Genomic DNA, 25618 nt, shown 5'->3' on the forward strand with positions numbered 1-25618 from the left:
TCGTTTAATAGCTCTGGTTACTAATCGACTTGACGCGATCCAGAAACCACCGCCCAGCCGGCCCCGGCAAAGTGTTGGTTGGATAGATCGCCTGAAACGGCATGATCCCGGCGGCCGGTCCTTCCAAGATGATCGCGACGAGCCGTTTGTTGGCAAGATCATCCTTGACCATCCACAGGGGCATATGTCCCCAGCCGAGGCCCGCGCGTAGCAGCGCATGCTTGGCGCCCAAATCCGCCAGCCGCCAGATGTTCTTGCCCTGAACGCCGTAGTCCGTCCCTTGAGTAATCGCCGAGCGATCGGTCAATACGAGCTGGGTTTCATCTGTGATATCCCGAAGCCGGATCGGCTGGTCAAGGCCAGCAAGGCGGGATGCGGGAGCGGTCACAGTGACAAGCGGCTCGCTAAGCAAAATGTTCTGTCGAAAGCGTCGGCGGCGGGAAAGGGAGCGTCCCAGTGATCCCAAGGCTGCAACGTCCGTCCAACACGGTCTGGGAGACGGCGCCCAATGCTTCGACATGTAAACGAAGCGGGGTAGACGGAAATTCCAGTTTGAACCCTGACAAAACCACCGTGAGGAGCGGGGAACTGACGGACACAGCTCACGCGCCCACCTTTCTGCCTTTACCCAACAGTCCAGTCGGGCGGCGTGTGGCCGACCTCGCCTTCGAGGATCGCCAGAACCGCCTGAACGTCGATGAGCTCGCGTCACGCGCCGCGACTTCCGTCCGCACGATAAGTCGGCTCTTTCCAGTGGAGACCGGGATGACAAGGCCTGGCGACAACGGGCGCGGATCGTGCAGGCGATGGACTGGCTTGCAAGAGGCAATGCCATCGCCCATGTCTCCGTGGAATTCGGTTTTTCGAGCACGGCTTCTTTCTCAAGCGCTTTCCGACAGGTCACGGCCATGACACCGACGATGTTCCTTGGTCATCCATTTTGAAGGCGGGACTTCAGCGTATTCACCTAACCCCGCCGATGATTTTCTGCTGATGTCAGACCTGCGCCATACCCCCATCGACGACCAGTTCTGCACCGGTTGTGAAACTGCTCTCGTCGCTGGCAAGGAAAAGGACCGCCGCAGCGACCTCATCCGGCGTGCCCATGCGTCCTAGTGGGATCATGCCAGAAAGCGTATCTCGGATATCTATCGAGGCCGCAGCCATCATCGCGGTATCGGTCGGGCCGGGGCTGACGACGTTGACACGAATGCCTTTGGGAGCGAGTTCATTGGCCCATGTCCGCGTGAACGATCGGACCGCAGCCTTGGTAGCACCGTAGACGCCGTATCCTTTTGTGCCGATGTAGCCCGCTATGGAGCCAATCAGCACGATCGTCCCGCCGGGCTGCATGAGATCAATGGCACCCTGCGCCGCGAAAACCAGCGACCGGACGTTCAGGCCAAATGTCCGATCGAAATGATCCTCGGATATGTCTTCCAGGGGAGCGTATTCGGAAAGGCCGGCATTCACGACGAGGACGTCGATGCGACCCTGTTCCGATTTTATCTGCTCGAAGACGCGGTTCAGATCGGTGCTACTGCTGGCATCCGCCTGGACGGCGCGAATACTGCCAATGCTCGCCGCTTCAGATACACCATCTGCTTCTTTGCGGCTGGTCGCGTAAACCTGCGCTCCCTCCTTGGCAAACCGTTGTGAAACGGCCCCACCGATACCGCCGACACCGCCGACAACCAAGGCGATCTTGTTTGCTAATCTGCTCATGTGAACTCCATCATCGTGATGAAGTTAAGATATATACTCTATACCTACGATCAATTACGCACTATAAGTAAAGCAGATATCGAGGAGTATACCTATGTCCGCCGTAATCGAAGACCTGCCCGTCAAAGTCAGGCTGCCGCGTCGTCCCAAGGCCGTTTCCATAGAAGCGTTGCTGGACGTGCAGAAGTCGCGCCCGGTGCTTGAGCAGATTGCCAACAAATGGTCGGTTCTGATCCTGACCGTCCTGTGCACCCGGCCGTCTCGCTTCAACGAGATCATGCGCCGTCTGGATGGAATCACGCACAAGGCACTCGCCGACGCGCTGAAGCGTCTCGAGCGCAACGGTCTCATTCGCCGTGAGGTGCTGACCACGACGACGCCGGTTGGTGTCGAATACACCATCACCCCGCTCGGCCAATCTCTTCGGCAACCGTTCGAGGCGCTATATGAATGGTCCATGACCTACGGGCCAGAGCTCGAGCGTGCGCAGGATGACTACGACCGCACCCGGGACTGACCGCGTCCCGGCCCCCGGCAGGCTTCTACTGCTCCGGCGATATCCTGACCACCAGCATGCGCCCCTTGTTAAGTCGGAAATCGTGTCCAGGTATTTACGGGGTATGACGAGCAGCGGGTGCCAAACAAGCTTTAAGTCGAACCCTTACGATAGGTGGCGAAAATGCTTCATCATGGTGTCGAACCGGACAAGCGCTGTGATTGGTCGGACGAAGCCCTGCTCGCCGACCTTCAGGATGCCTCCTTCCAGTACTTCATGGAGGTCGTGAATTCAAAGAACGGTCTCGTTCGCGACCGAAATCGAAACGGCGCGCCAGCCTCCATCGCGGCAACTGGCATGGGGCTGAGCGCCCTCCCAGTCGGTGTCGCTCGCTCCGTAGTGACACGCGAGCAAGCGGCGGAATACACGCTGAAGGTCCTTCGCTTCCTGTACGAGCTGCCTCAGGGCCGTGAGCTTGATGCCGCTGGATATAAGGGCTTCTTCTACCACTTTCTCGACATCGACACGGGTCGCAGGGTGTGGGATTGCGAACTTTCGACAATCGATACTGCACTTCTCATGGCAGGGGTCGTCACTGCGAGGGCATATTACCAAGAGGACAACGAGGTCGAGGTTTTAATCCGCGACTATGCCGACTGGCTCTATCATCGCGTCGACTGGGCCTGGGCGCTAAACGGGGAGGCCACGCTCACCCACGGATGGATGCCGGGCCAGGGTTTTCTCCGACACCGATGGACCGGCTTTGACGAGAGCCTGATCATGTATGTTTTGGCGCTGGGCTCGCCGACGCATCCCATCCCACACGACACCTGTCCCCAAGCCCGCTCCAGTGGATACGATTGGGCAAAAGTCGGGGGTGAAGAGCATTTTCACGCCGGACCACTTTTCATTCACCAAATGTCGCATATCTGGATCGATTTCCGCGGCATCCAGGATGCACCGATTCGGAAAGTCGGAATCGATTATTTCGAAAACAGCCGCCGCGCAACCTACGCCCCGCGTCGGTATGCCTGCGAGAACCCGCAGGGGTTCAGCGGTTATCACGAAAACAGTTGGGGTGTCACGGCGAGCGATGGCCCGGGTCCTTTGCGCCGGACGATTGAGCGCAAGGACCGGGTCTTTCATGGCTATATCGCCCGCGGTGCGCCTAACGGACCGGATGACGGCACGCTGTCGCCTTGGGCAACAGCCGCGTCCCTTCCGTTTGCGCCTGAGATTGTGATGCCGGCACTTCGTCACTTCCACAAGATCGGACTGCGCGACGATCATCCTTACGGGTTTACGGCCAGTTTCAACCCGACCCTCTGTGACGACGGGTCAGAACGCGGCTGGGTGGCACCAGAGCATATAGGAGTCAATCAGGGGCCAATCGCCCTCATGATCGAAAATTACCGATCCAATCTTCTCTGGGAGATCGTGTCGCGTTCTCCCTACATCATCAATGGACTGCGTCGAGCCGGCTTTACCGGCGGCTGGCTCGACGGCGTTTGAACATCGGTCGCGTCAATGGAGTGAAGGAGAGAAATACCAGGACTGAGGCCAGCGACTTGGGTCGCAGCTGTTTTAGAGGACTCAGCAGCTCCCTGTAGAGCTTACCATCCACATGAGCGGGCCAATTTACAGGTAAAACTGACTCAAAATGCTCTTTATGACGCAGCGGGGAAATAGGTGAACATGACGGCTCTATGAAGGTCAGAAGGGTTGTGGCAGCGTCGGCATCGCGCATCCCACCGCATGTGTGTCCGGTCCAAGATGGAGATTGGACATCTTTACGGAATCCCAATTTTCAAAGGCATGGCCGGTTGCTGACGCAGCACTACATCTCTTGCATGTTTCACGGAACGGAGTTTTGTAAATGGTCACAAAATCGGCACGGCCTGTTACTCTGGTCATATTCGGGGCCACCGGTGACCTCACTCGTCGTCTGCTTGTTCCGGCGATAATCAACCTGACCCGCAGTGGCCTTTTAGGGGATGATCTGACTATTCTCGGAGTCGGCATTGATGACGGCGATGACGAGTTCCTTCGGCGACGCCTCGACGAGTTTTTGAGCCACCTCAACCCCCAGGCAGAATTTGGGACGACTAGGGATGAAGCTTGGGACAGGCTGAGATCGCGCATTTCCTATCGCAGGGGGGACTTCACTCAGGACGAGATATACGAGGCTATTAAATTGCAGATTGGATCGGCTGCAAATGCTGCTTTCTATCTTGCCGTGCCGCCAAGTTTATTTGGGCCGATTGTCGAGAAGCTTGCTACGCATGGCTTGATGGAGGAAACTGAAGTCTATTTCCGTCGCGTGGCGATCGAGAAACCGTTCGGTACCGACTATGCGTCTGCGCGCGCACTCAACGCCCAGATACTGGCGCAGGTTGCCGAAAAACAAGTGTACCGGCTGGATCATTTCCTCGGCAAGGAAACAGTCCAGAACCTGATGACGGCACGCTTTGCCAACATGATCATTGAAGGACTTTGGAGCAACAATTACATCGATCATGTCCAGATCACGGCCGCAGAGACCGTGGATGTCGGTAGCCGCGGCAAGTTCTATGACGCGACTGGGGCACTAAGGGATATGGTGCCCAACCATTTGTTCCAGCTTCTGGCGATGATCGCTATGGAACCGCCGAACAGTTTCGATGCCGAAGCCGTGCGCAATGAAAAGAGCAAAGTGTTGAAGGCTCTGCGTGTCTATTCGAAGGAGGAGGCTGCGGCAAATAGCGTGCGTGGCACCTATGGCACCGGAAATATCGACGGCCAACCATTGAGCGCCTATCGGGAGACAAAAGATGTCTCATCCGATAGTCGAACCGAAACCTACGTGGCCCTCAAGCTCTATGCGGACACTTGGCGTTGGGCTGGCGTGCCGTTCTATCTGAGAACCGGAAAGGCTTTGACTGCGCGCGACACCGAAATTGTTATCACGTTCAACAAAGTGCCATTTGCTCAGTTCCGCGAAACCGACGTGACCAGACGTTTGCCACCAAATAGGCTCGTCATCCAGGTTCAGCCAGACGAGGGAATGAGCATGGAGATCTCAATCAAACGTCCGGGGCAATCTGTCGAGACAGTCCCGGTGTCGCTGGATTTCCGTTACGCTGATAGGTTCGATATCGGGCACACGACAGGCTACGAGTCCTTGATCTATGATCTATTTGCCGGCGATCAGACACTGTTTCAGCGCGCAGACAGCATCGAAGCCGGATGGGCGGCCGTTCAGCCTTTTCTGGACGCATGGTCTTTGGACAATACAATCCCCGAAACTTATAATCCCGGCAGCATGGGACCAGCCTCAGCCGATGATCTGATCCGAAAAGATGGCCGCGAATGGCATGAGCTTGGACTTGTGTTGCACCGACGGAGATAAATCATCCGCTCTGTCACCAAATTACATTGGCGTCACGCGTCATCGTGAAGCGTTTTGTTGGCACGCTTCATCATTTCGAAGACACTGTACGTGCTCTCTCAGCAGACACATGAATCCATGGCGTGCGCCCGCAAATATCACTACTAAGTCTCCGTGGCGCTAACCAAAACAACATCCACTGCCGCCGCCCTCTGCGCCTTTTCTGCGCCGGCTCTTCTTTTCGTTTGACAGGAACCGTCGATCAAAGCCATCTCCCGGTCGGCGCCATGCGGCATGGCTTACTGATAGTCGGAACCTATTTGCGGTGTGCTGGTTCTCTCGCTTGGAAGGAGAGACATAATGAAGACAATTACCATTTTCGCCGTGGCGGCTTTTGTCGCGTCATGCACAACACAACCGCGTTCGCTCGATCCTATCCCAGGCAGTATCACGTACGGCGGCCAACCGCGAACAAAGCTGACAAAGTCGCCCGTCGGCAGCACCTTTGATCACCGTTTTCTTGGCGCTAATGGCACCCGCTGGATCGAGACCTATCAGATTCAACCCGATCGAACCGTCGAGATTGTAAACCGTAGACGGGAGGTTGATATCGAGTTTTTCAATCACGATCGGTAAAATTTGGCATCGTTTTTCAGTGGCAAAGACCCAAGGGCCGCATAAACGCCTTGGATTCTCCTGTCATGTGGGTGGGGACGTTACCGCTTCCCTAAAATGACGTGGTGTGGTTCCCGTCCGCTGTTTAAAGATCTCGTAGAAACGGCTGCTCGAACCGAAACCGCAGTCGAAGCCGATTTGGAGAATGGGGTCATCGGTGTCCGTCAGTCGCTGCATTGCCCTCGTGATCCGGTATCGCATCAGATACTCATTCACCGACATTCCCAACACAGTGCGGAACGCCTTGTTAGCGGTGCTCGCGTGCATGCCCGCCTGCTCTGCGAGCTTGGGGACGCTGACTTCGTCTGCATACCGGGAATTGATAAGGTCGATCAACTGCTCGACATGGCGGACCGCGTGCCCTGCCAGAGACGCGGGTGACGCTATTTTCTCCGCGCTCTTCATCTCGACATTGTCCAGGATGAGTCGCCGCATCCGCAGGCGCACTTCGTCGGCGATCAGTCTGCGCCGCGCAGCGCTTCCCGACTGCCATTCGGCCTCCCATCTTGGGATAACTTTGGAATCCACCGTTTCCAGATCCCGTTCCACCAGAAATCGTCCCTGCATGATTGATTGCCTTGCATCCCGGCCGATCGGCAAGGATAGGAAATCGGCAAGGGGAATATAGATGCAGACAATTGGAGCGCTGTCGCTGACCGCGATGGTTTGATGGGGAATGGCTGCCCAGAATGTAATCAGGCGCCCCGCATCGACCTGTTCCTGCCTGCCATTGAAAAGATAGGTCATTGTGCCTTCAAGGAGCAGGTTTATTTCGACGTGATCGTGCCAGTGCGCCACCGTCATTGTATCTGCCGTGTGACGTTCGATCATAAATTCGTCTTTGGGATAGATCCATTCCTGGCGTTTGCCGTCCACTGCCATGCTCAGATCCCGGAATTAATAGCCCAATATCAGGAAGAAACTCTGATTTGGAAGGAGCATGACTCAATCACCATTTGATTGGAGATTGCAATGCCGAAAATTTGCTTGGTGGGTGCCGGAAGCACCGTTTTTGCTCAGAATATTCTGGGAGATGTCCTGTCGTCTCAAGCGGGCGGTGAATATGTCATCAGCCTGTTCGATATCGATCCTCAACGCCTGAAAACCTCAGAGATCGTCGCGCGGCGGATTTGCGAAACGCTGCGTCTTTCAGGGGTAAGGGTAGAAGCTACGTTGGACCGGCGCGAGGCACTGCGGGGCTCCGACTTCGTGATCCTGATGATGCAAGTTGGCGGCTATAAACCGGCTACCGTAACCGATTTCGAAATCCCGAAACAATATGGTCTGCGACAAACGATCGCTGATACGCTCGGGATCGGCGGCATCTTTCGCGGGCTGCGAACGATCCCAGTTCTTGAGGCGATCTGCCGCGACATGCAGGAGGTGTGCCCGCAAGCGCTTCTAATGCAATATGTGAACCCGATGGCCATCAACTGCTGGGCGATCAAGGAACTTGCCCCGGAAATTCGCACGGTCGGCCTTTGCCACAGCGTGCAGCACACCGCCGCCCATCTTGCCAATTGCCTTGACGAAGACGTTGCCGACGTAAACTACATGTCGGCCGGTATCAACCACGTCGCATTCTTCCTGAAATACGAAAAGCTGCATCGTGACGGCCGTCGCGAGGATCTTTACCCCCGGCTGAAAGCCTTGGCCGCCGAAGGCCGCGTTCCCAAGACCGATCGGGTGCGGTTCGACGTCCTGAAGAGGCTCGGCCACTTTGTGACGGAATCAAGTGAGCATTTTTCAGAATATACGTCCTGGTACATCAAGGAAGGACGGGGGGACCTCATCGAGCAGCTCAACATCCCGCTGGATGAATATATCCGCCGCTGCGAAGAGCAGATCACCGAATGGCATGCCCTGCGCAAGGACCTGGAAGGCGACAAGCCGATTGAGGTCTGCCGCAGCAACGAATATGCCGCCGGTATCATTCACGCCGCCGTGACCGGTAACCCGGCCCTAATCTACGGCAATGTGCCGAACAACGGATTGATCGAGAGCCTTCCTGACGCGTGCATCGTCGAAGTACCTTGCCATGTCGATAGAAACGGGATCCAGCCGATGCGGATCGGACGTATACCGTCTCAATTGTCTGCCGTCATGAATCTGAGCATCTCGGTGCAGCAGCTTACTGTCGAGGCGGCTTTGACGAAGAGCCGTGACCGTATCTACCAGGCCGCACTGCTAGACCCGCATACCTCCGCCGAACTGTCGCCCGACCAGATCTGGAAGCTGGTGGATGCCCTGATCGAGCGGCATGGCGACCTTCTCCCCAAATATCACTGAACCAACATCCACCGTCCTCACGAGAGGCGCGCCATCATCGGATGGCGCGCCTCTTGTCTTTTCGCGAATTTAAGCAAAGGAGGTACAAAACATCATAAAACATCACGATCGTGATTGACATTGATTATTTAGAATGAAAATATGATGGAAATTGTGATGCGCTTTGCGGAGAATCTTTGGATGAGTCAGGTGGTGGAAGTGAAAGTCGATCGCCGCGATGCCATTCGAAGCCATCTCTACGCGAACGGTTTTTCAACCATCCAAGCGCTGGCGGACGCGATTGGCGCGTCGCTTGCAACCGTCCGCAGAGACTTGCAGATCCTTGAGCAGGAAGGCGCAATCGACCGGGTGCATGGCGGAGCGCGGATAGCCGAGGGATCCTCGGTCGAAGTCGCATTTCAGGAGCGCGAAAAGCGGCATCTGTCGGCCAAGCGTGCTATCGCGACTGCCGCATACGACCTGCTTCATCCCCGAACGGCCATCTTTCTCGACGCGGGAACGACGGTTCTGCAGCTCGCGCGCCTCATTCGCATCAATCCCGTGCCGCTTCGTATCTTCACCAACGGCCTGACGGTTGCACAGGAGTTTCTTAATATCCCCAATCTGGAAGTGGTGGTCCTTGGCGGTCAGCTGCGCAGCGAAAACGCCTCGCTTGTCGGGCCGCAGGCTGAGGCGATGCTGGAAACAATATGGTTCGACCAGCTCTTCCTCGGCGCAAGCGCAATCAGCCCAGATGGCGCGATCTACAGCGTAGACAGCGCTGAGGCCAGTCTCAATCGCTGCATGCTTGCGCGATCGGCCAACCGTTTCGTGCTCGCCGATTCCTCGAAATTCGGGACGATGGCAACCTACAAAGTCGCGCCGCTCAACGCCGCGAAGGTCATTACCGATTCTGGGTTGACGCCGCATTGGCACGACGAACTCGGCAAATTCGGCGTCGATATGACGATTGCGGATCTGGGGGGCAAGGAGTGAGCGGCGAGCTGATCCTCGGTATCGACGGTGGTGGAAGCAAGGTACTGGTTGCGCTTGCCGACCACAGTGGCCGCATCCTGAGGACATCGATCGGGGGTGGGGTCAATCCCATGGATAACCCGAATTGGAGGCAGGAACTGGAGCGGCACCTAGAACCCTTCCGCCATGAAGCGCGGCTGTCGGCCGTTGCTGCCGCGCTGCCCGCCTATGGTGAGGTTTCGCATCTCTCCGCTCTGCAGCGCGACGCGATCGATCAGGCTTTTCCGGACATTCCCCGGCAGGTTCTTAACGATGTCGATGCAGCGCATCAGGGAGCCTTTGCCGGCCGGCCGGGCATCCTCGTCCTTTCCGGCACAGGCTCCATGTCCTGGGCGCGCAACGACCAAGGTGCGTCTGCAAGAAGCGGCGGCTGGGGCGATGTGATCGGCGACGAGGGAAGCAGTCACTGGATTGGACGGCAGGCGCTTAGCCTCGTCAGTCAAAGCCTGGACGGGCGCGCGCCACCGACCGCGCTTGCAGCAGCCCTGCTCGATTATTTGTGTATCGACCATGCCGCTCCGATCAACGGACTGGGTGCATGGGTCAGCACGCTCACCAATCCGCGCGCCGAAATCGCAGCGCTTTCGAGACTTGTCGATCAGGTTGCGATGAAGGGCGACGAGGGCGCCGCCGGGCTTGTCGAAAGGGCTGCGGACGAACTCGCCAAACATTGTCGCGCCGTTGCCGGGCATTGCGGTCCGGATGCGCGCTGGACGTATGCTGGCGGCACGTTTTCAAGCCATTTCCTCCTCGATGCGCTCGAACGTCACATCGGCAGCCCCCCAGTGCAGCCGAAACTTCCCCCCATCGGCGGCGCGCTCCTTGTGGCCGCCCAACGTCTCGACTGGCCCTTGGAAGAAGGCTGGTTCGGGCAAATCACGGCCACGGCAAAAGGTTGTGACCGCGCATCCAAGTGAATTGAGCTCAAGAACAAATAAGGATGGGAACATGCATAAATTCATCTTGCCTCTACTTGCTTCAGCGGCCCTGGTCATCGCCATGCCGGCGTTTGGTCAAGACGCAAAGCCGCTCGCGGGCCAATCGATCACGGTCCTCATGCCCTCGCCGCAAGGGCCGAATATCGCCGAGGATTTCGAGGCCGAGACCGGCATTCATGTCGATCTGCAGACGCTTTCTTGGGACGATATCCGGCCCAAACTGGTCACGGCTCTGGTTGCTGGAACCGCCCCGGCAGATGTGACCGAGTTCGACTGGTCATGGACCGGGCAGTTCAGTGCCGCCGGCTGGTATATGCCGCTGAACGACGTCATCGATGCCGACACACTTGAAGATATCGGTGTTGCCAAGATCTTCACCGTCGATGGCAAGCTGCTTGGTATCCCCTACACCAACGACTTCCGCGTCATGCTCGTCAACAAGAAGCATTTTGCCGATGCTGGTGTTGCAAACATGCCAAAGACGTTGAACGATCTGGTGGCCGCAGCCATGGCGATCAAGGAAAAAGGCATCACCGAATATCCGATCGGCCTGCCGGTTTCGGCGACGGAAGGCGCTTCCACAAGCTGGTACCTGCTGACCAAGGCGTTTGGCGGCGAGCTCTTCGACAAGGATTTCAATCCTCTGTTCCTGCAGCCAGACTCGGCTGGCTACAAAGCGCTGGCCTTCGAACTGATGCTTCTGAAGGACGGGCTCGTCGATCCCGCTTCGACCGGGCTGAAGGATAGCCAGATCAACGAGAGTATGTTCTCCCAAGGCCTCACCAGCATCATGATTTCAGGTGAACCTGGCCGTCTTGGCCAGATGAACGACCCCAAGCAGTCGAAGGTGGCTGGCCAGGTTGAAGCGATCCTCGTGCCGACGGAAAGCGGCGAAACCCGCAGCTTCGGCCTTCCGGAAGCTTTGGCTATTCCGAACGTGTCGGAAAACAAGGAGGCGGCGGTCGCTTTCGTCAAATGGTTCACAAGCAGGGAGTTTCAGAAGAAGAACGCGGTCAACGGGTTCTTGCCAACACGGACATCTGCCTTGTCAGAACTTAATGAAGCCGGAAAGCTGAACAGCGGCGATGCGCTTGTTGCACAGTCGAAGACTGTCGAAGCGCTCTTCCCGCAGGGCACGCCACCCTGGTATCCGCAATTTTCAAGTGGCGTCAACACCGCGATCAACAGCGCCGCCAAGGGCCAGATGACTGTAGATCAGGCAATGGAGGCTATTGCCACTGCCGCCAAGCAGGCGATGGCGCAGTGAGTGTAGTTGCTTCCGGCAATGTTTCAAACAAGCCTGGGGTCGGCTTCAATGCCGACACCACCTTGGGCTTGCTGCTGGTGTCACCAATCGTCATCACGATGGTGGCCCTGGTCTTCTATCCGATGGGACGAACCGTCTGGGACAGTCTCCACCGGGTCAATCCCATGCAGGCCGGCACGCCGTTTGTCGGTCTGGAGAATTACAGCCGGATGCTGTCCGATGCGCAGCTTGCAACGACTTGGGGCAATACGCTCACCTATGTCGTCCTTGCCGTTCTTGCGGAAATTATTCTCGGCGTTCTTGCGGCAGCCCTGATCAACCAGATTAAGACCGGGCGTCAGTGGGTGCTGGCGGCAGTGATCCTGCCCTGGGCTCTTCCCGGCGTCGTCAATTCGGTCATCTGGCTCTGGATCTATCAGCCGGGCGCGGGATTGCTGAACGGCATTCTCGTGGCGTTGGGGCTACCGTTCGAGAACCATGTCTGGTTCAACGACCGAACCAGCGCGATCATCGCAGTCACCGTGGTGCATGTCTGGCGGATGATGCCGCTGACGATCGTCATCGTGCTTGCGGCCATGCAGAGTATTCCGGCGCACCTTTATGAGGCCGCCCGCATCGATGGCGCGACCCGCGTTCAGATGTTCGGACTGGTCACTCTACCTCTCGTTCGCAGCGCGATCGCTGTTGCGATGACGAACGCGACCGTCAACGCTTTCAACCTTTTTGACGAAGCCTGGGTGCTTGCCGGTGCGAGCCTCGAGACGCGGCCGGTACTCGTTCAGATCTATCTCGAGACGTTTCAAAACCTTCGGTTTTCTTACGGGATGGCGCTCTCGGTGGTGGTCACGCTCGTGTCACTGCTCATCTCGCTCGTCTATGTCCTTCGCGTTTACCGCAACACACGGTTCGACTGATGAAAACCACTTTGTCCTATAAAATCTTGATTTGGACCGGCATTGCCGTCCTGTTGATCTGGTCCCTCGGGCCGATCTATTGGACGATTGCAAGCTCCGTGACGCCGAGCGCTGATTTTTCGACCCGGCCGCTCAACTTCTTTCCGCAGCACTTCACGCTCGATCACTATTCGCGGCTGCTCGGTATCAACATCGCCCGGATCGGCGGCGTCGAAGTCTTTAAGCAGTTCCGCGCGGCACTGATCAACAGCGTAGTGACGTCGGTTGCGGCGACGTGTCTTTGCGTAGCGATTTCAGCCTTTGGTGCCTACGCGTTCACGCGGCTTCAGTTTCCCGGCCGCAAGGCGCTGTTCATCGTCGTCGTGGCAACGCTGGCAGTCCCCGCATATGCCGTGCTGATCCCGCTCTATCAGATCATGATCAAGCTGCATCTCGTTGATACCTATGTCGGTGTCGCACTCATCTATGTCTCGGCATTCCTGCCGCTATCGTTGTGGCTGCTCAAAAGTGTCTTTGAGGCGCTTCCCATTGCATTGGAGGAGGCAGCCCAGCTTGATGGCGCGGGCCGGCTCTATATCTTCTTCAACATCGTGCTGCCGCTGGCCGGCCCTGGCCTGACCGCCGCGGCGATCCTGACCTTCCTTGGCGCCTGGGGCCAATATCTCGTTCCGCTCATCTTCTCGCCGCAGGCAACAAAGCCCCTGACGGTTCTGATCCCGGAATTCGTGACCAAGAATTTCATCGACTACGGCCTGATCACGGCGAGCGGCTCGATCGCGATCATCATTCCAGCCCTCGTCGTCATCTTTCTCAACCGTTACCTCGTCAGCGGCCTGCTGGCTGGTTCGGTTAAATAATCGGAGACCCTATGAACACGACCGAAAAGGTTATTTTCGAACAATTCCCGTATTGGGAAAAAGCCATCGGCGCGAACGTCAAGACCAGCGGTGAGGAACTGCTCGTCTTCGTTGGCTGCGGCACCTCGTACAATCTCGCACTTTCTCTTGCCGCCTATGCAAATATGGCTGGACGCAGAGCCATAGCGGCACCCGGTGCCGAATGGCTAAACCGCCCATCGGCTTTCTGGCCTGAATGGCGCAAGACCCACATTGTCGCCCTTTCCCGCAGCGGCGAGACGACGGAAACGGTGGCCGCCGCCAAGGCAAGCCGGGCCGCCGGCGCGTTCGTCACAGCGATTACCGTCGAAGCAGAGAGCGCGCTGGCCAAGAACTGCGACCGGTTGATCGCGGCCGCGACCCATCCGGACGAAGGCATCGTCATGACCGTGTCCGCCAGCCTCATGGTCCTTCTAGGCTTGCAGATGATCGGGCAGGAAATTCCCGCATCTTTGGTCAGCTCCGCCCGCCGGCTCGCTGACGCGCTCGATGCTGCGCTGCCCAAAATCATTGAGGATCGCTCGCATTTCGTGTTCCTCGGCAGTGGCCCGCTGTTCGGGGTCGCCTTGGAAGGGGCGCTTAAACTGATGGAAATGAGCCAGATCATGACTCAGGCCTTCCATCCGCTGGAATACCGCCATGGCCCGATCAGTCTGGTTGACGGACAGACGGCCGCCATCATGCTCTACAGCTCACATCAGAAGGAGGCCGAAATCAAGCTTGTCGAAGAGTTGCGGGATAAGGGCGCGGTGGTCATCGGGTTCGGCGGACCGGGGGATATCGAGTTTGCCGTTGACGCCGGTCTTTCGCTCGCCGGTCTTGCCGTGCTTCCGGCGCTGCAGATCCTTGGGGAGCGCGCAGCCCAAGCCAGAGGCATCGAGACGGTCTCCCCTCGGCACCTGACCAAGGTTGTGACGCTGGCATGAGTGCGATCGACGACAATCGCGAAGTAGCGCTTCAAAAGCTGTTCGGCGCAATACGTCTCCCTCTCCCGCGCGGCATCACATCCGTCTGCTCGGCGCATCCGCTTGTCATAGAGGCAGCGCTCCGGCGCGCCGCTGCAGAGGATCAGGTGGCGCTCATTGAGGCGACCTGCAATCAGGTCAATCAGGAGGGTGGCTATACCGGGATGAAGCCCTCGGATTTTCGAAGGTTTATCGAAGGCATAGCCGCCGATATAGGTTTTCCTGTTGAGCGCATCATTCTTGGCGGCGACCATCTCGGTCCCAATCCATGGAGGAAACTTCCGGCAGAAGACGCGATGGTGCGGGCGGAGGCGATGGTTGCAGCCTATGTCGAGGCCGGGTTCGAGAAGATACATCTCGATACCTCGATGGGCTGCGCGGGCGAACCTCTGGCGCTCGAAGACGAATTGACTTCGGCTCGAGCCGCCCGCCTGGCGAAAACTGCAGAAGATGCAGCGCTTCGCTTGGGACGGCGTCCGCCCGTCTATATCATCGGAACCGAAGTTCCGCCGCCCGGCGGAGCGACGCACCAGCTCGACGAAATTGAGGTCACACGCGCGGATGCCGCCATGAAGACGCTGGCTGTTCACCGAGCTGCGTTTACTCGAGCTGGGGTGGCTTCGGCAATGGAGCGTGTCATCGGGATCGTCGTTCAACCGGGAGTCGAATTCGGCAACGCAAATGTGGCGCTTTACAAACCGGACCGGGCGCATGAGCTGATTGCGGCGCTGGAAGAGATGCCCGGAGTGCTGTTCGAAGCGCATTCCACCGATTACCAGCCCGCCGCCACCCTATCTGCCCTTGTCGATGACGGCTTTGCCATCCTCAAGGTCGGACCGGGACTGACGTTTGCGCTGCGTGAAGCTCTATACGGTCTCGACGCGATCGCCGATGTAATCGACGGGAGAGCCGGTGAAGCCAACCTTGTGACAACCATGGAAGCGCTCATGGTTCAACAGCCTGCAAATTGGGCCGGCCATTACAGCGGCGGAGCGGACGAAGAGCGGCTGCAGCGGCATTTCAGCTATAGCGACCGGATCCGCTACTATTGGCCGGACGCCAAGGCCTCTGCTGCAGTCGATGACCTGTTCGGCCGGTTCACCGGCGACATTGCCGAAACGCTGATCAGTCAGTATCTGGGAAGGCTTCATGCCGACGCCGTGGAAAAGCGTGTCGCACCCCGGCCGCGCGACCTCTGCCTGGCCGCAATCGATGCGGCATTGGCTCCCTATTTTGATGCCACGGCAGCCCGATAAACGAACGGTGGCTGCTTGCTGCCGGATACACGAACATACGATGATACAGCCGGAGAAAGTTATGGCGTCAGTAAGCGTTACGAATGTCCGCAAGAGCTACGGTCATTTCGAAGTTCTGCATGGGGTGGACGTCGATATCGAGGATGGCGAATTCGTTATTCTCGTCGGCCCGTCCGGCTGCGGAAAATCGACATTGCTGCGCATGATTGCAGGGCTTGAGGAGATTTCCGGCGGAACGGTCTCGATCGGTAGCAAGGTGGTCAACAATGTCGCCCCCAAGGAACGCGATATTGCGATGGTCTTCCAGTCCTACGCGCTTTACCCACATCTGACGGTCGAAGCGAATATGGGATTTTCGCTGAAACTGGCAAAAGCGGCGAAGGAAGAGACCAGGAAACGAGTCCTGGACGCCGCACAAATTCTGGGACTTGAGCATCTGCTTGACAGGTATCCGCGAAATCTCTCAGGCGGCCAGCGCCAGCGTGTTGCAATGGGCCGCGCTATCGTCAGAAATCCCCAGGTTTTCCTGTTTGACGAACCCTTGTCGAACCTTGATGCAAAGCTGCGCGTTCAGATGCGCTCCGAGATCAAGCAGTTGCACCAGCGATTGAAGACGACGACCATCTACGTTACCCACGATCAGATCGAGGCGATGACGATGGCCGACAGGATTGTGGTGATGCGGGATGGCTTCGTTGAGCAGATCGGCACACCGCTCGACCTCTACGACCGCCCCGCAAATCTTTTTGTCGCAGGATTTATCGGGTCGCCGGGGATGAACCTCATTCGCGGAAGGATCAGCGCCACCGGTCCGCTGGCCTTTATCGCCGACAGCGGCGGCAAATTGCCATTGCCTGCCAGGGCAGACTTGGAGCGTGGAGCCGAAGTCATCTATGGCATCCGACCGGAACACCTGACGATTGGGCAAGGCCCGGTCACAGCAGACGTCCTTTTGATCGAGCCGACGGGAGCTGAAACCCAGGTGACTGCCAAGTTTGGATCGAACCACCTGATCGCGACCGTCCGGGAACGGCTAAACCTTGCCGCTGGCGACACACTGGCCATCGCGCCGGACGTTGGCAAACTGCATCTGTTTGACGCGAAGACGGAAAAGCGATTGGTGCTGGCGTAGGATCTTCAAAGGTTTCCGTATTGTGGCTCGTGCTAAGCGGATCGTTGCTGCCGTCCGCCGGTAAGATGGATTTCCCCCGCAAGCGGTCGTGTTGGCAGAATTGTCGGCACCCGCGAACTGGTCATTAACGGCATGCCGTAAGGCGCGCCGTATGCAGTCACGGAAACTGCGGTCCGTATTCTTCGCGTCCTCCATGGTGTGCAGGAATAACCAGACACTTTGCCCACGAGCTAGACATTATTCTCGGTGTCGAGAACAACTGGGCGGTGGTTCTAACTGGTTCAAGGCATCTGGAATCATCGGCAAGTCTTGAAAGCGATTTTCCAATTGACCGGCCAGATCGACAGATTGCGGACCACACGGATTAAACTTTACGCCCATGAAGGGCCCTCAGGATAAGTCTTCCCACCGAATGGATCAAATTTACGCGAAAACTAACATTTCCATGCATTTTCACCTAAAATCGTGCCATCGCACACCCCAACCAGCACTGGATACAGACGATGTTCACCCACGTGATGATCGGCAGCAATGACCTTACGAGATCCAAAGCCTTCTACGACGCCACCTTCATGGCCCTTGGGGGCGCACCCGGGGAGGTTGATGCCAGAGGGAGGATTGTCTACGGACATGGCGGAAGCCGCCTAATGATAACTGTGCCGATTGATGGGAAACCCGCGACCGTCGCAAATGGTGGAACGATTGGTCTTGTCGCTTCAAGTCAGGAGCATGTGAAAGCATGGCACGACGCTGGCGTGAGAAATGGAGGTCGATCCACAGAGACACCTCCTTGCCAACGACCAAATGGATCTTTTGTGGCCTATCTCCGTGATCCAGATGGAAACAAGCTGACCGCGCGCACGCTAACGTTGGCCTAAATTGGCATTGCACGGCGTGCTTTTTGTGCGCAACTATAATCATGCAGTGCTGGCGGTACTGGCCCTGTCCGCGATCGTGGTTATTCTCGTCCATGTTGCCAGCGTTCCGGTCACAAAGGACGAACAGATCGACATAGGCCAAGAAAAACGTTGCAGCGCCGGATTGACGATGCGGTGCTGCGGGTCCCTGCCTCTCAGGCGTGCAGTACTTTTTCCAATACATACCGGACATTTGATGGCGTTCCCCGCATCTCGCATCGTCCGCCCTCTTCGATCTTCCTACAAATTAAGTCTACGCGGGCTGGGTCATGGGAGGCGAGCAACAAAACTTTCCGAAGTGTGACTCTTGTCAACGTGACGGGCCTACGACTTAGGCGTCCATTCTTGTAGACCAACAAACGAATTGTCTCTGACATCATTTGAACCCCCAATGGCAGATTGAGCGCGCATGTCGTGTTAATTTTTTAACATATCAACCAAGGCCTGCGCAAATGATTAGTAAGGGCTCGATCCTCTGCTCTCTTTAATTTTTTGTTCCGATCGGCCGTTCAGCCAGTTGCGCCATATCCGGCCCAGCCTAACGCGTACAGATGTAGACCATTAGCCACGGCCAATCGATAATCTGTGACGTAGCAAAACGGGCGCCTCAACACAGCAATCGCCCCAAAAATGGTGCGCGTCCCGTAAGATGTGACGGGATGTCTGTTAGACGTTTGTTTACCAAGACGGGTGACGATTTCAACGTTTGATAGAGGGGTTATCGATATGAGCACAATCATTGATTTACTTGAAGGTGCAAAGTTACTGGCTAGGTCTGAAAACAATTTGATGCTGGCGTACCTCATCGAGATGGCACAGCAAGAGGCGCGCGAAGCTACCGCCCAACGTGCGAAGAAAAGGACGGCGTGACCACTCTGCGGCGACGGCAACTTGGGGTAGGTGGCACTAATCGTATTCACTGGTTTTCTTTTCCGCCACGCATGAGCGATGGTCGAATGCGTGGTATTTCTCAAATCAGCGTTCGACATCCTCCTTAAATGTCTTTTCTGGTTGAGGAGTTGAGGCCCATTCTTCTATGTCCGGACCGTGCGGATAACCGTGCTCAGATATCCAGGAGCATATCCAGAGCGCAGCGATACTTTTCCCGGCGAAAACGCAACTGTGCATCGCCTAAAATTTCCCGGCTGGGATTGAGCTTATCTCGGAGGTCAGCAATTTTCACCGCGCGCGCGATTGGGTTCGGTGCTAGCCGCCGGATGAAGTCGAAAAAATATTCGCCTCGGAAACGGGTAAGGGCGGCCACCGCCTCCACGATCTCTGCCGAGAAGCCGTGCTGCGAAGAAAGGTCAAGGCAAGTCCATGGGCTATCACCGACCATATCGTGCAGGACGGCGACAATTCTCTGGTCGTTAGTATTCATGGCTAGCATGACGCGGAGTGGATGGAGGATATAAGGTTCGCCGGCCTCATCGACCTGGCCGGCGTGCGCGTCGGTGGCGAGCTTGATTGCTGTTTCGAGATTCATAGACCTTTTCCGTTACCCGGTATCGCTAGCGAAAACGTCCTGATGCAAAGCGAATATGACGTTGGCCATGGCGCCACCGGCGACAAAAACACACGCTCACATAAACTTCACGGGCACGTCTCTCGTCAGCAACTTCGCCAACTCTTCAGCATCCCAGTTGGTAAGGCGCACGCAACCGTGAGAGCCGGTCTTGTCGATACGGCTCGGTTCGGGTGTGCCGTGTATCCCGAAGGTTGGTTCGGAAAGATCAATCCAGACGGTTCCAACTGGACCGTTCGGGCCAGGAGGCAAAGTTAGGACCTTGTCGTTGCTGCCCTGCTGGAAATTGACCTTCGGATTGTAGGTATACTCCGGGTTAAGCACCACCGTTTTGACCGTATGTGTGCCCGACGGTGACGGGTTCGTTTCACTGCCGATCGTTGCGGGATAGGCAGCTAAAAGAGACCGATCGGCGGCATAGGCTCGAAGTTGGCCTAGTTTCTTATCGACTTCGACGCTAACGGCAGCGCCTTTTTTGTTGGCACCGAGATCGGCAACGAAAATTGTCTCGCCATCTACGAACTTGGCCTGTGGATTGAGCGCCTTCAGTAAGTCTTCGCCCATATGGAAACGCTCTGCCAATGCCTCCGTCGCCGTGGCATAGCCTAGATATTTCATTTGCGCCATCTGCGCATAATCTTTGGGGATAGCACCTGCGATCGCAGACAGATCCGCTGCTGTTATGACATAGCTGCCGATGACCTGATTGGCATCCTCGATGGCACCGATAACCTGTGGACTGATCTTTCCATCGGCGGGAAGGCCGCGCATTGTTTCGTAAGCAGCGAGCGCGCTGCGGAGATTGCCGCCGTCGAGGCCGTCGATCACACCGGGAGAGGCGCCAGCTCTGTCAAGCAGCACCTGCAGTCGTGCGACTGATGCTGACGGAATGTTGGTATCGAATGGCAACGCGACCGTCGCCGGATCGACCGCCGTCGATGTGGTGCTCGCCGTTATCGTCGGATCGACGTTCGTTGGCGTTGGTGTGTAGGCAGCGGGGATGACGTCAAGAGGCGCACTGTTGATTGCCTCTGCTGTCAGATTTGTTGCGGATGCTGCCGCGATGGATGCATAGGCGATAGAGCTTGCAAGCGCGAAGAGGCGAAACGTGCCGGACATCAGAGTAATCCTTGAGACAGGGCGCTATTCGCCAAAGCTGACGATCATTGAAAATGGTTAATGCTTCGGAAATGCTATCCACAGTTACGCGGGTGGAGGGAGGACGGAACAACGAAGCTTAATCCCGCTTATCGTTCGATCCAAACCTCTAGAATGTGAGGTTGGGAGATTGTGGAAGCGCCCCCACTGCAACGAAAGCTTGCCGCCATACGTTCCTCTGGCGTCGAAGGCTACTCTCGCCTTATGCATGTCGATGAAGAGATAACCTCTGGCAAAGCTGACAAATCATGCACCATCGTCGATGCCTTGATTGAAAGCGCTAATGGCGAGATATTCGGAACTGCCGGGACAGTGTGCTCGCCGAGTTCCGGAGCGTCGTGCAAACCTTCAACTGCACAATTGCCATCCAGCTCGCCATCGCCCGCGTCAACGCGGACATTCCAGTTGAATCTAGATGAACTTCCGCATTGGCATCAATGTCGTTGATGTCTTGGTCAAGAACGGCGACCTTTTCGGGAACTGCGTTAGTATTGCGGCTCGACTTGAGGCTCTCGCCGAAATGGGTGGGATGCGTCACCCGCAGCGTTGGCGTGCCTTGGTCACAGCTCCGCCCAGTGCCGCAATCGGCAACGAAAGTGAATCTGGCCAGCGATGACAATTTGACAGAGGTCGCTTTCTGTAAGTCGATCCGCGATGATGACGACGGCACGGAGTTGCGCTTAGCCCTTAAACACTAACCAGGCGGCGCGTTCGCCGATTTCGCCCGGACGCCGATTGGATCGTGACCCAGCTGAGTGGGAGGAGCCTGCCATCGAGTTTCTTTTTTGGGAAACTGCCCGCGACAGCGAAAGTGAGGCGATGATTCGTGCTTACATCCAGCCTTACCCCCAGGGCAAATTCGTCTCGCTCGCTGAAATTCTTCTCTGCACAACGGCGCCATAACGGCAAGAGTCACGCTTCAGCCGAGGATTGTGATCCCGGTCTAAGTGCGCGCTCGTGGTAGCGCATCTTCCAGTGGACAATATCGCGACTGCTGTTGAGCGAGACGAGGAACCAGCCAAGATAAACAGCCCCGACCGATAGACTGACAGTTGTTATCCTGATTGCTGTAAATTCCCGAAGGAGCGCCTGAGCGCCGACATCGACCATTTCCGCGCCATCCACCTCGTATACGAACGACTCTATGGCACCTGCCGTCATGCCCATCAGGATATCTGCTAATCGCTCATCGCTGACCAGGGCTGGCAAGGTCGATGTATCGGCGCCATGAGCTTGAACGCGATGATAGTCCCAGCCAAACACAGGAATTGGCAAATTCTCGTTTTCGACCGAAGATTTGGCGTACTGACGGAGCGACACCGCCGAGGTGCCCTTGGCGATGTCACCGATCATGCCGACCACTTTCGTCCAGTCCACCGGGCGTTCGAACATCAATTGCTCCACACATGTCTACGTTGCTGTAAATGAGCCAATAACACGCTTTGACAAGAAGCCGGTTTTTCACATCGCACAAATTTGTCGCCTTTTGGCGCGAGGGAACGGAAACCAGTCGGGCCGGAGGAGGGGATTGTCCATGATGATTCACTCACCGGTGTTGCGATGTTGGGATTGATGCCATTCCGCGGATTGGTTTTTGTGATCTTCCGGACGGGTCGGCACCGATTTGTTGTCCCTCGCCTTGCTGAAAAAGACTGTACCTCAGATCTTATCTCCGAAGAGAGTTCGACCAACTGGAACTTCTATCTCCCTAGGGACTTGGTATTGACAAGCCCAAATTCCCAAGGAGATCCCAATGCTGGATCAACCAAACACAGCTGCCACCGTGCCAACAGCCAAGGATCCACATCTTCGCGACTTGGCGAATTGCATCCGGTTTCTCTCCATGGACGCGGTCCAAAAAGCCGAAAGCGGTCATCCCGGCATGCCGATGGGCATGGCGGACATCGCCACGGTATTGTTCTCCGATTTCATGAAGTTCGATCCTGAAGATCCAAAATGGTTCGACCGGGATCGTTTCCTGATCTCAAACGGCCACGGATCGATGCTGCTTTACAGCCTGCTATATCTGACCGGCTACGAAGACATGACAATCGACGAGATCAAGCGTTTCCGCCAGATCGACAGCAAGACGCCCGGTCACCCGGAATACCATTTCGCACCGGGCATCGAGACGACCACCGGCCCGCTCGGGCAAGGCTTTGCCAATTCGGTCGGACTTGCGCTTGCCGAGCGGATTATGAATGCCGAGTTTGAGGATAGCCTTGTCGATCATTATACATATGTGTTCCTTGGCGATGGCTGCCTGATGGAAGGCATCAGCCAGGAAGCGATCTCTCTTGCCGGCCACCTCAAGCTCGGAAAGCTGATCGCGTTCTTCGACAACAATTCGATCTCGATCGATGGCGCTACCAGCCTCGCCGAGTCCGACGACCAGAGCGCCAGGTTCCGGGCGTCGAACTGGCACGTTCAGGAAATCGACGGCCACGACACCGACGCAATTCGTGCAGCGATTATTGAGGCTCGGCGGATCGACGACAGACCGTCGATGATTTCCTGCAAAACGATCATCGGCTTCGGGTTTCCGACCAAAGCCGGCACGCAGAAGGCTCATAGCGACGCACCGGGCGAGGAAGAAATTGCCGGGGCACGGAAGCTACTTGGTTGGTCGGCAGAACCGTTCGAAATCCCGAGCGGCCTTCTCGAAAACTGGCGGGGGATTGGCCGTAGAGGCCGCACGGCCAGACAGCAATGGGAAGCGCGTCTGGACGCGTCATCTAGGCATTGCCCGGACTTCAAGCGGCGGATAGAGGGCGAGATGCCGGATGGTTGGCGGTCATCGATCGCGACGGCTCGGCAAGAGTTCCTCTCGGGCGAAAAGGACTTGGCGACGAGACAAGCGAGCGGCGCCGTTCTCAACCACCTCTTCAAAGCAATCCCCGAATTGCTCGGCGGTTCGGCGGATTTGACCCCGTCGAACAACACCAAGGCTAAGGATCAGGTAGAGATCAAGCCCCAATCGTACGCTGGCTCCTATTTGCATTACGGGGTGCGAGAGCACGGCATGGCTGCCGCGATGAATGGCATTGCGCTGCATGGCGGCCTCATCCCTTATGGCGGGACTTTTCTGACATTCTCCGACTATTGCCGGCCCGCCATCCGGCTTGCTGCGATGATGGAAGTCCGGACGATCTTCGTCATGACCCACGACTCCATCGGACTTGGCGAGGATGGGCCCACCCACCAGCCGGTCGAACATCTGTCGGCCCTGCGAGCTATTCCTGGCCTTGCCGTCTATCGCCCCGGTGATCCGATTGAAACAGCGGAATGCTGGGAGGCTATCCTCGATCGACCACGACAGGCAGCGTTGATCGCCCTGTCGCGTCAGCCGATGCCACTCCTGCGGCGGGAGGGCGGCTCCGCAAACCGATCAGCCAAGGGCGGTTACGTTTTTGTTGAAGCCGAAGGCGGCGAGCGCCAACTGACATTGCTCGCGACTGGCTCTGAGCTGCATCTGGCTGTCGAAGCGAGAGCTGAACTTCAAAAGGAAGGCATTGCAACTGCGGTCGTTTCGATGCCCTGCAGTTTGTTGTTCGAAGAGCAGGACGCAACATACAAGCGATCGGTGCTTGGTGAGACACGTGCACGCGTTGCCGTCGAGGCGGGGATGCAGGATTCGTGGGACCGGTACATCGGCGTTGATGGCGGATTTGTCGGTATGCATCGCTTCGGCGCATCCGGCAAGATCGGTGACGTCTACGCAAAGTTCGATATGACCGTCGATGCGATCGTCCGCAAAGCCAAGGCGGTGTTGAGCGATCTCGGCTTATGACATGGCGGCGGAGCTGAATCTAGAAACTCTCAGGCTTCGAGCGCGTTCACACCCGGATTACAATTCAATTTGGAAGACTACTATGGCAGACATCAGCACGACGACCATTAGGGCAAGCTTTGCAACGCGCGAAGCGGCTAAGCTAGCCATCGAGCGCCTGGTGCAGCAGCATGGGGTGTCGCGGCCGGACATCTTCGTTCAAGCCGTTGGCGAGCAGAATACTGCCGGGACAGCAGCATCCGGAGGTGATGTCGCCCGTCCCGACGGCGCACGTGATGATGCTGCGCTCCAAGGCAAGATCGAGGTTTCGGTTGATATAACGACCAATCAGATTCCAGCCGTACAACGCAGTTTCGGGGACGCCGGCGCTACCCGCGTGTCCGGTCGCTGAAAGGGAGTGGTAATCATGACGGACCCTACCCTCGGGCCAGAGAACGAACTGCGTGACATCGTCGAGGCTAAACTCGCATCCCTTGTGCTCGAACTGGAAGAAGTTAACTTCAAGATCGACGAAATCGCCTTTGCGATCGAAGACGTGCTGAAAGCTAACTGGCTCGATCAGGCAAAGGCGCTGAGACGGGCGCGTGCTGAAACTCCAGATAATTTCGTGTCCGACGGAAACGAAGGCTGAGCTGGTCTCACAGTTGAAGGATTACAATCATGGCTGCCACATTCCACGTTATAGCCCTCAGTTCACGAGACCCGGACGGACGCGACACGTTAGACGAGCCGAAACTGCTTTATCCTGACGCGCTGGAGACTGCTCGGCAACTTAAGGATCAGGGCAAAGCTTTTCGCGTCGTTGCCTATGGCGAGCATTCTGCCGATCAAATGCAGGCCTTCGGTGATCTGGGTGCGCTGGAATAGCCACAGGAGCTTCGCGAAAATATTATTGCCTTCTGACCCTGGACAGGATGATCGATGGCTTTCAAACGCTTCGTGATTGTTTCGTTCATTGGGGGTAGCTCGGCGTTTAAACCGAATTTTGAGGCTGTTGCAGGGAAAACATGCAAACGCAGCCTGATGATCGATTCGGCGTATCTGAAAGCTCAACGCACCCCAGCCAGCGTTGTAAAAAGGGGCAATTGCTGGCTGTATCGGATGCCCGGCGATCGCAAATCTTCTCTTAATCAAGATTGCGTGGCAAAGATTTTCCAATTGATCGCGCCTTCGTTGGTAACGCACTCATCTATGTAATGAGAGTCGGAAATAACGCGGACTGATCAAGTACACAGACGGAACAAGTCGGTCTGTAGAGGGTTGGGCAACAAGAGGTCGCGGCGTGTCAATCGAC

At 56.8% G+C, this 25618-nt stretch carries 27 protein-coding genes and 1 pseudogene; 22 read left to right on the plus strand and 6 right to left on the minus strand.

Annotated elements, in window-relative coordinates; all coding sequences use genetic code 11:
* Positions 1–4: 4 nt before the first annotated feature.
* A complete protein-coding gene (locus PYR65_RS25400) occupies positions 5–466 on the minus strand; it encodes a substrate-binding domain-containing protein (protein WP_276122111.1) in 462 nt (153 codons plus the stop codon).
* 340 nt (positions 467–806) lie between these two features.
* Between PYR65_RS25400 and PYR65_RS25405 the strand changes: the two genes are divergently transcribed.
* Positions 807–944: a hypothetical protein gene (locus PYR65_RS25405; protein ID WP_276122354.1), complete on the plus strand. Its 138-nt coding sequence runs from the start codon at positions 807–809 to the stop codon at positions 942–944.
* A 52-nt stretch (positions 945–996) separates the two neighbouring features.
* On the opposite strand, the gene PYR65_RS25410 is transcribed toward PYR65_RS25405, so the two are convergent.
* A complete protein-coding gene (locus PYR65_RS25410; RefSeq protein ID WP_276122112.1) occupies positions 997–1725 on the minus strand; it encodes an SDR family NAD(P)-dependent oxidoreductase in 729 nt (242 codons plus the stop codon).
* A gap of 94 nt (positions 1726–1819) precedes the next feature.
* On the opposite strand from PYR65_RS25410, the gene PYR65_RS25415 reads away from it, so the two are divergent.
* The 4 genes from PYR65_RS25415 (at position 1820) to PYR65_RS25430 (ending at position 6224) form a co-directional block, all read left to right on the plus strand.
* Entirely contained in the window at positions 1820–2242 is a 423-nt protein-coding gene (locus PYR65_RS25415) for a winged helix-turn-helix transcriptional regulator (RefSeq protein ID WP_276122113.1), read from the plus strand.
* Between the two features lie 162 nt (positions 2243–2404).
* The gene (locus tag PYR65_RS25420) at positions 2405–3733 is read left to right on the plus strand and encodes a glucoamylase family protein (RefSeq protein WP_276122114.1); all 1329 of its coding nucleotides are present in this window, start codon (positions 2405–2407) and stop codon (positions 3731–3733) included.
* A gap of 364 nt (positions 3734–4097) precedes the next feature.
* Positions 4098–5609 carry a glucose-6-phosphate dehydrogenase gene (zwf, locus tag PYR65_RS25425; protein ID WP_276122115.1) on the plus strand — a complete coding sequence of 504 codons (1512 nt, stop codon included), beginning with the start codon at positions 4098–4100 and terminating at the stop codon, positions 5607–5609.
* A 339-nt stretch (positions 5610–5948) separates the two neighbouring features.
* Positions 5949–6224: a hypothetical protein gene (locus PYR65_RS25430; RefSeq protein WP_276122116.1), complete on the plus strand. Its 276-nt coding sequence runs from the start codon at positions 5949–5951 to the stop codon at positions 6222–6224.
* A 63-nt stretch (positions 6225–6287) separates the two neighbouring features.
* On the opposite strand, the gene PYR65_RS25435 is transcribed toward PYR65_RS25430, so the two are convergent.
* Positions 6288–7145 (minus strand): helix-turn-helix domain-containing protein, encoded by an 858-nt coding sequence (locus PYR65_RS25435; protein WP_276122117.1) that lies wholly within the window; start codon positions 7143–7145, stop codon positions 6288–6290.
* Positions 7146–7235: 90 nt separating this feature from the next.
* On the opposite strand from PYR65_RS25435, the gene melA reads away from it, so the two are divergent.
* From melA to PYR65_RS25495, 12 genes and pseudogenes are all read left to right on the plus strand, one after another.
* Positions 7236–8552: an alpha-glucosidase/alpha-galactosidase gene (melA, locus tag PYR65_RS25440; RefSeq protein ID WP_276122118.1), complete on the plus strand. Its 1317-nt coding sequence runs from the start codon at positions 7236–7238 to the stop codon at positions 8550–8552.
* A gap of 180 nt (positions 8553–8732) precedes the next feature.
* A complete protein-coding gene (locus PYR65_RS25445; RefSeq protein WP_060640654.1) occupies positions 8733–9527 on the plus strand; it encodes a DeoR/GlpR family DNA-binding transcription regulator in 795 nt (264 codons plus the stop codon).
* Positions 9524–10483, plus strand: a complete 960-nt coding sequence (locus PYR65_RS25450) for an N-acetylglucosamine kinase (protein ID WP_276122119.1) — start codon at positions 9524–9526, stop codon at positions 10481–10483. Before PYR65_RS25445 ends, PYR65_RS25450 begins: the two co-directional genes overlap by 4 nt.
* A gap of 31 nt (positions 10484–10514) precedes the next feature.
* Complete coding sequence (locus PYR65_RS25455; protein ID WP_276122120.1) at positions 10515–11771, plus strand: ABC transporter substrate-binding protein; 1257 nt, start codon at positions 10515–10517, stop codon at positions 11769–11771.
* Positions 11768–12685: a carbohydrate ABC transporter permease gene (locus tag PYR65_RS25460; RefSeq protein WP_276122121.1), complete on the plus strand. Its 918-nt coding sequence runs from the start codon at positions 11768–11770 to the stop codon at positions 12683–12685. Before PYR65_RS25455 ends, PYR65_RS25460 begins: the two co-directional genes overlap by 4 nt.
* Before the next feature lie 23 nt (positions 12686–12708).
* A complete protein-coding gene (locus PYR65_RS25465) occupies positions 12709–13542 on the plus strand; it encodes a carbohydrate ABC transporter permease (RefSeq protein WP_407951374.1) in 834 nt (277 codons plus the stop codon).
* Positions 13543–13553: 11 nt separating this feature from the next.
* On the plus strand, positions 13554–14507 hold the full coding sequence (locus tag PYR65_RS25470; RefSeq protein ID WP_276122122.1) for an SIS domain-containing protein: 954 nt from the start codon (positions 13554–13556) through the stop codon (positions 14505–14507).
* A complete protein-coding gene (locus PYR65_RS25475) occupies positions 14504–15802 on the plus strand; it encodes a D-tagatose-bisphosphate aldolase, class II, non-catalytic subunit (RefSeq protein ID WP_276122123.1) in 1299 nt (432 codons plus the stop codon). Before PYR65_RS25470 ends, PYR65_RS25475 begins: the two co-directional genes overlap by 4 nt.
* 61 nt (positions 15803–15863) lie before the next feature.
* Entirely contained in the window at positions 15864–16934 is a 1071-nt protein-coding gene (locus PYR65_RS25480) for an ABC transporter ATP-binding protein (RefSeq protein WP_276122124.1), read from the plus strand.
* Between the two features lie 75 nt (positions 16935–17009).
* Positions 17010–17144: pseudogene (locus tag PYR65_RS25485) on the plus strand (type II toxin-antitoxin system mRNA interferase toxin, RelE/StbE family); the annotation flags it as partial.
* Positions 17145–17437: 293 nt separating this feature from the next.
* Positions 17438–17812, plus strand: coding sequence for a VOC family protein (locus PYR65_RS25490; RefSeq protein ID WP_276122125.1), 375 nt, complete (start codon positions 17438–17440; stop codon positions 17810–17812).
* A gap of 765 nt (positions 17813–18577) precedes the next feature.
* The gene (locus PYR65_RS25495; RefSeq protein WP_276122126.1) at positions 18578–18721 is read left to right on the plus strand and encodes a hypothetical protein; all 144 of its coding nucleotides are present in this window, start codon (positions 18578–18580) and stop codon (positions 18719–18721) included.
* A 193-nt stretch (positions 18722–18914) separates the two neighbouring features.
* Here PYR65_RS25495 and PYR65_RS25500 read toward each other — a convergent pair whose 3' ends face one another.
* The 3 genes from PYR65_RS25500 to PYR65_RS25510 form a co-directional block, all read right to left on the minus strand.
* Positions 18915–19337: a GTP pyrophosphokinase gene (locus tag PYR65_RS25500; protein WP_276122127.1), complete on the minus strand. Its 423-nt coding sequence runs from the start codon at positions 19335–19337 to the stop codon at positions 18915–18917.
* Positions 19338–19433: 96 nt separating this feature from the next.
* Entirely contained in the window at positions 19434–20495 is a 1062-nt protein-coding gene (locus PYR65_RS25505) for a L,D-transpeptidase family protein (protein ID WP_276122128.1), read from the minus strand.
* Between the two features lie 951 nt (positions 20496–21446).
* On the minus strand, positions 21447–21926 hold the full coding sequence (locus tag PYR65_RS25510) for a hypothetical protein (RefSeq protein WP_276122129.1): 480 nt from the start codon (positions 21924–21926) through the stop codon (positions 21447–21449).
* Positions 21927–22287: 361 nt separating this feature from the next.
* Between PYR65_RS25510 and tkt the strand changes: the two genes are divergently transcribed.
* From tkt to PYR65_RS25535, 5 genes are all read left to right on the plus strand, one after another.
* Positions 22288–24324 carry a transketolase gene (gene tkt / locus PYR65_RS25515; RefSeq protein WP_276122130.1) on the plus strand — a complete coding sequence of 679 codons (2037 nt, stop codon included), beginning with the start codon at positions 22288–22290 and terminating at the stop codon, positions 24322–24324.
* Positions 24325–24406: 82 nt separating this feature from the next.
* Positions 24407–24715 (plus strand): hypothetical protein, encoded by a 309-nt coding sequence (locus tag PYR65_RS25520; RefSeq protein ID WP_276122131.1) that lies wholly within the window; start codon positions 24407–24409, stop codon positions 24713–24715.
* Positions 24716–24730: 15 nt separating this feature from the next.
* The gene (locus tag PYR65_RS25525) at positions 24731–24955 is read left to right on the plus strand and encodes a hypothetical protein (RefSeq protein ID WP_276122132.1); all 225 of its coding nucleotides are present in this window, start codon (positions 24731–24733) and stop codon (positions 24953–24955) included.
* Positions 24956–24984: 29 nt separating this feature from the next.
* The gene (locus PYR65_RS25530) at positions 24985–25191 is read left to right on the plus strand and encodes a hypothetical protein (RefSeq protein ID WP_276122133.1); all 207 of its coding nucleotides are present in this window, start codon (positions 24985–24987) and stop codon (positions 25189–25191) included.
* A gap of 54 nt (positions 25192–25245) precedes the next feature.
* Positions 25246–25521 carry a hypothetical protein gene (locus PYR65_RS25535; protein WP_276122134.1) on the plus strand — a complete coding sequence of 92 codons (276 nt, stop codon included), beginning with the start codon at positions 25246–25248 and terminating at the stop codon, positions 25519–25521.
* The last annotated feature ends 97 nt before the right edge of the window (positions 25522–25618 follow it).

Origin of the sequence: Pararhizobium qamdonense (assembly GCF_029277445.1) — a bacterium.
Taxonomy (GTDB): domain Bacteria; phylum Pseudomonadota; class Alphaproteobacteria; order Rhizobiales; family Rhizobiaceae; genus Pararhizobium; species Pararhizobium qamdonense.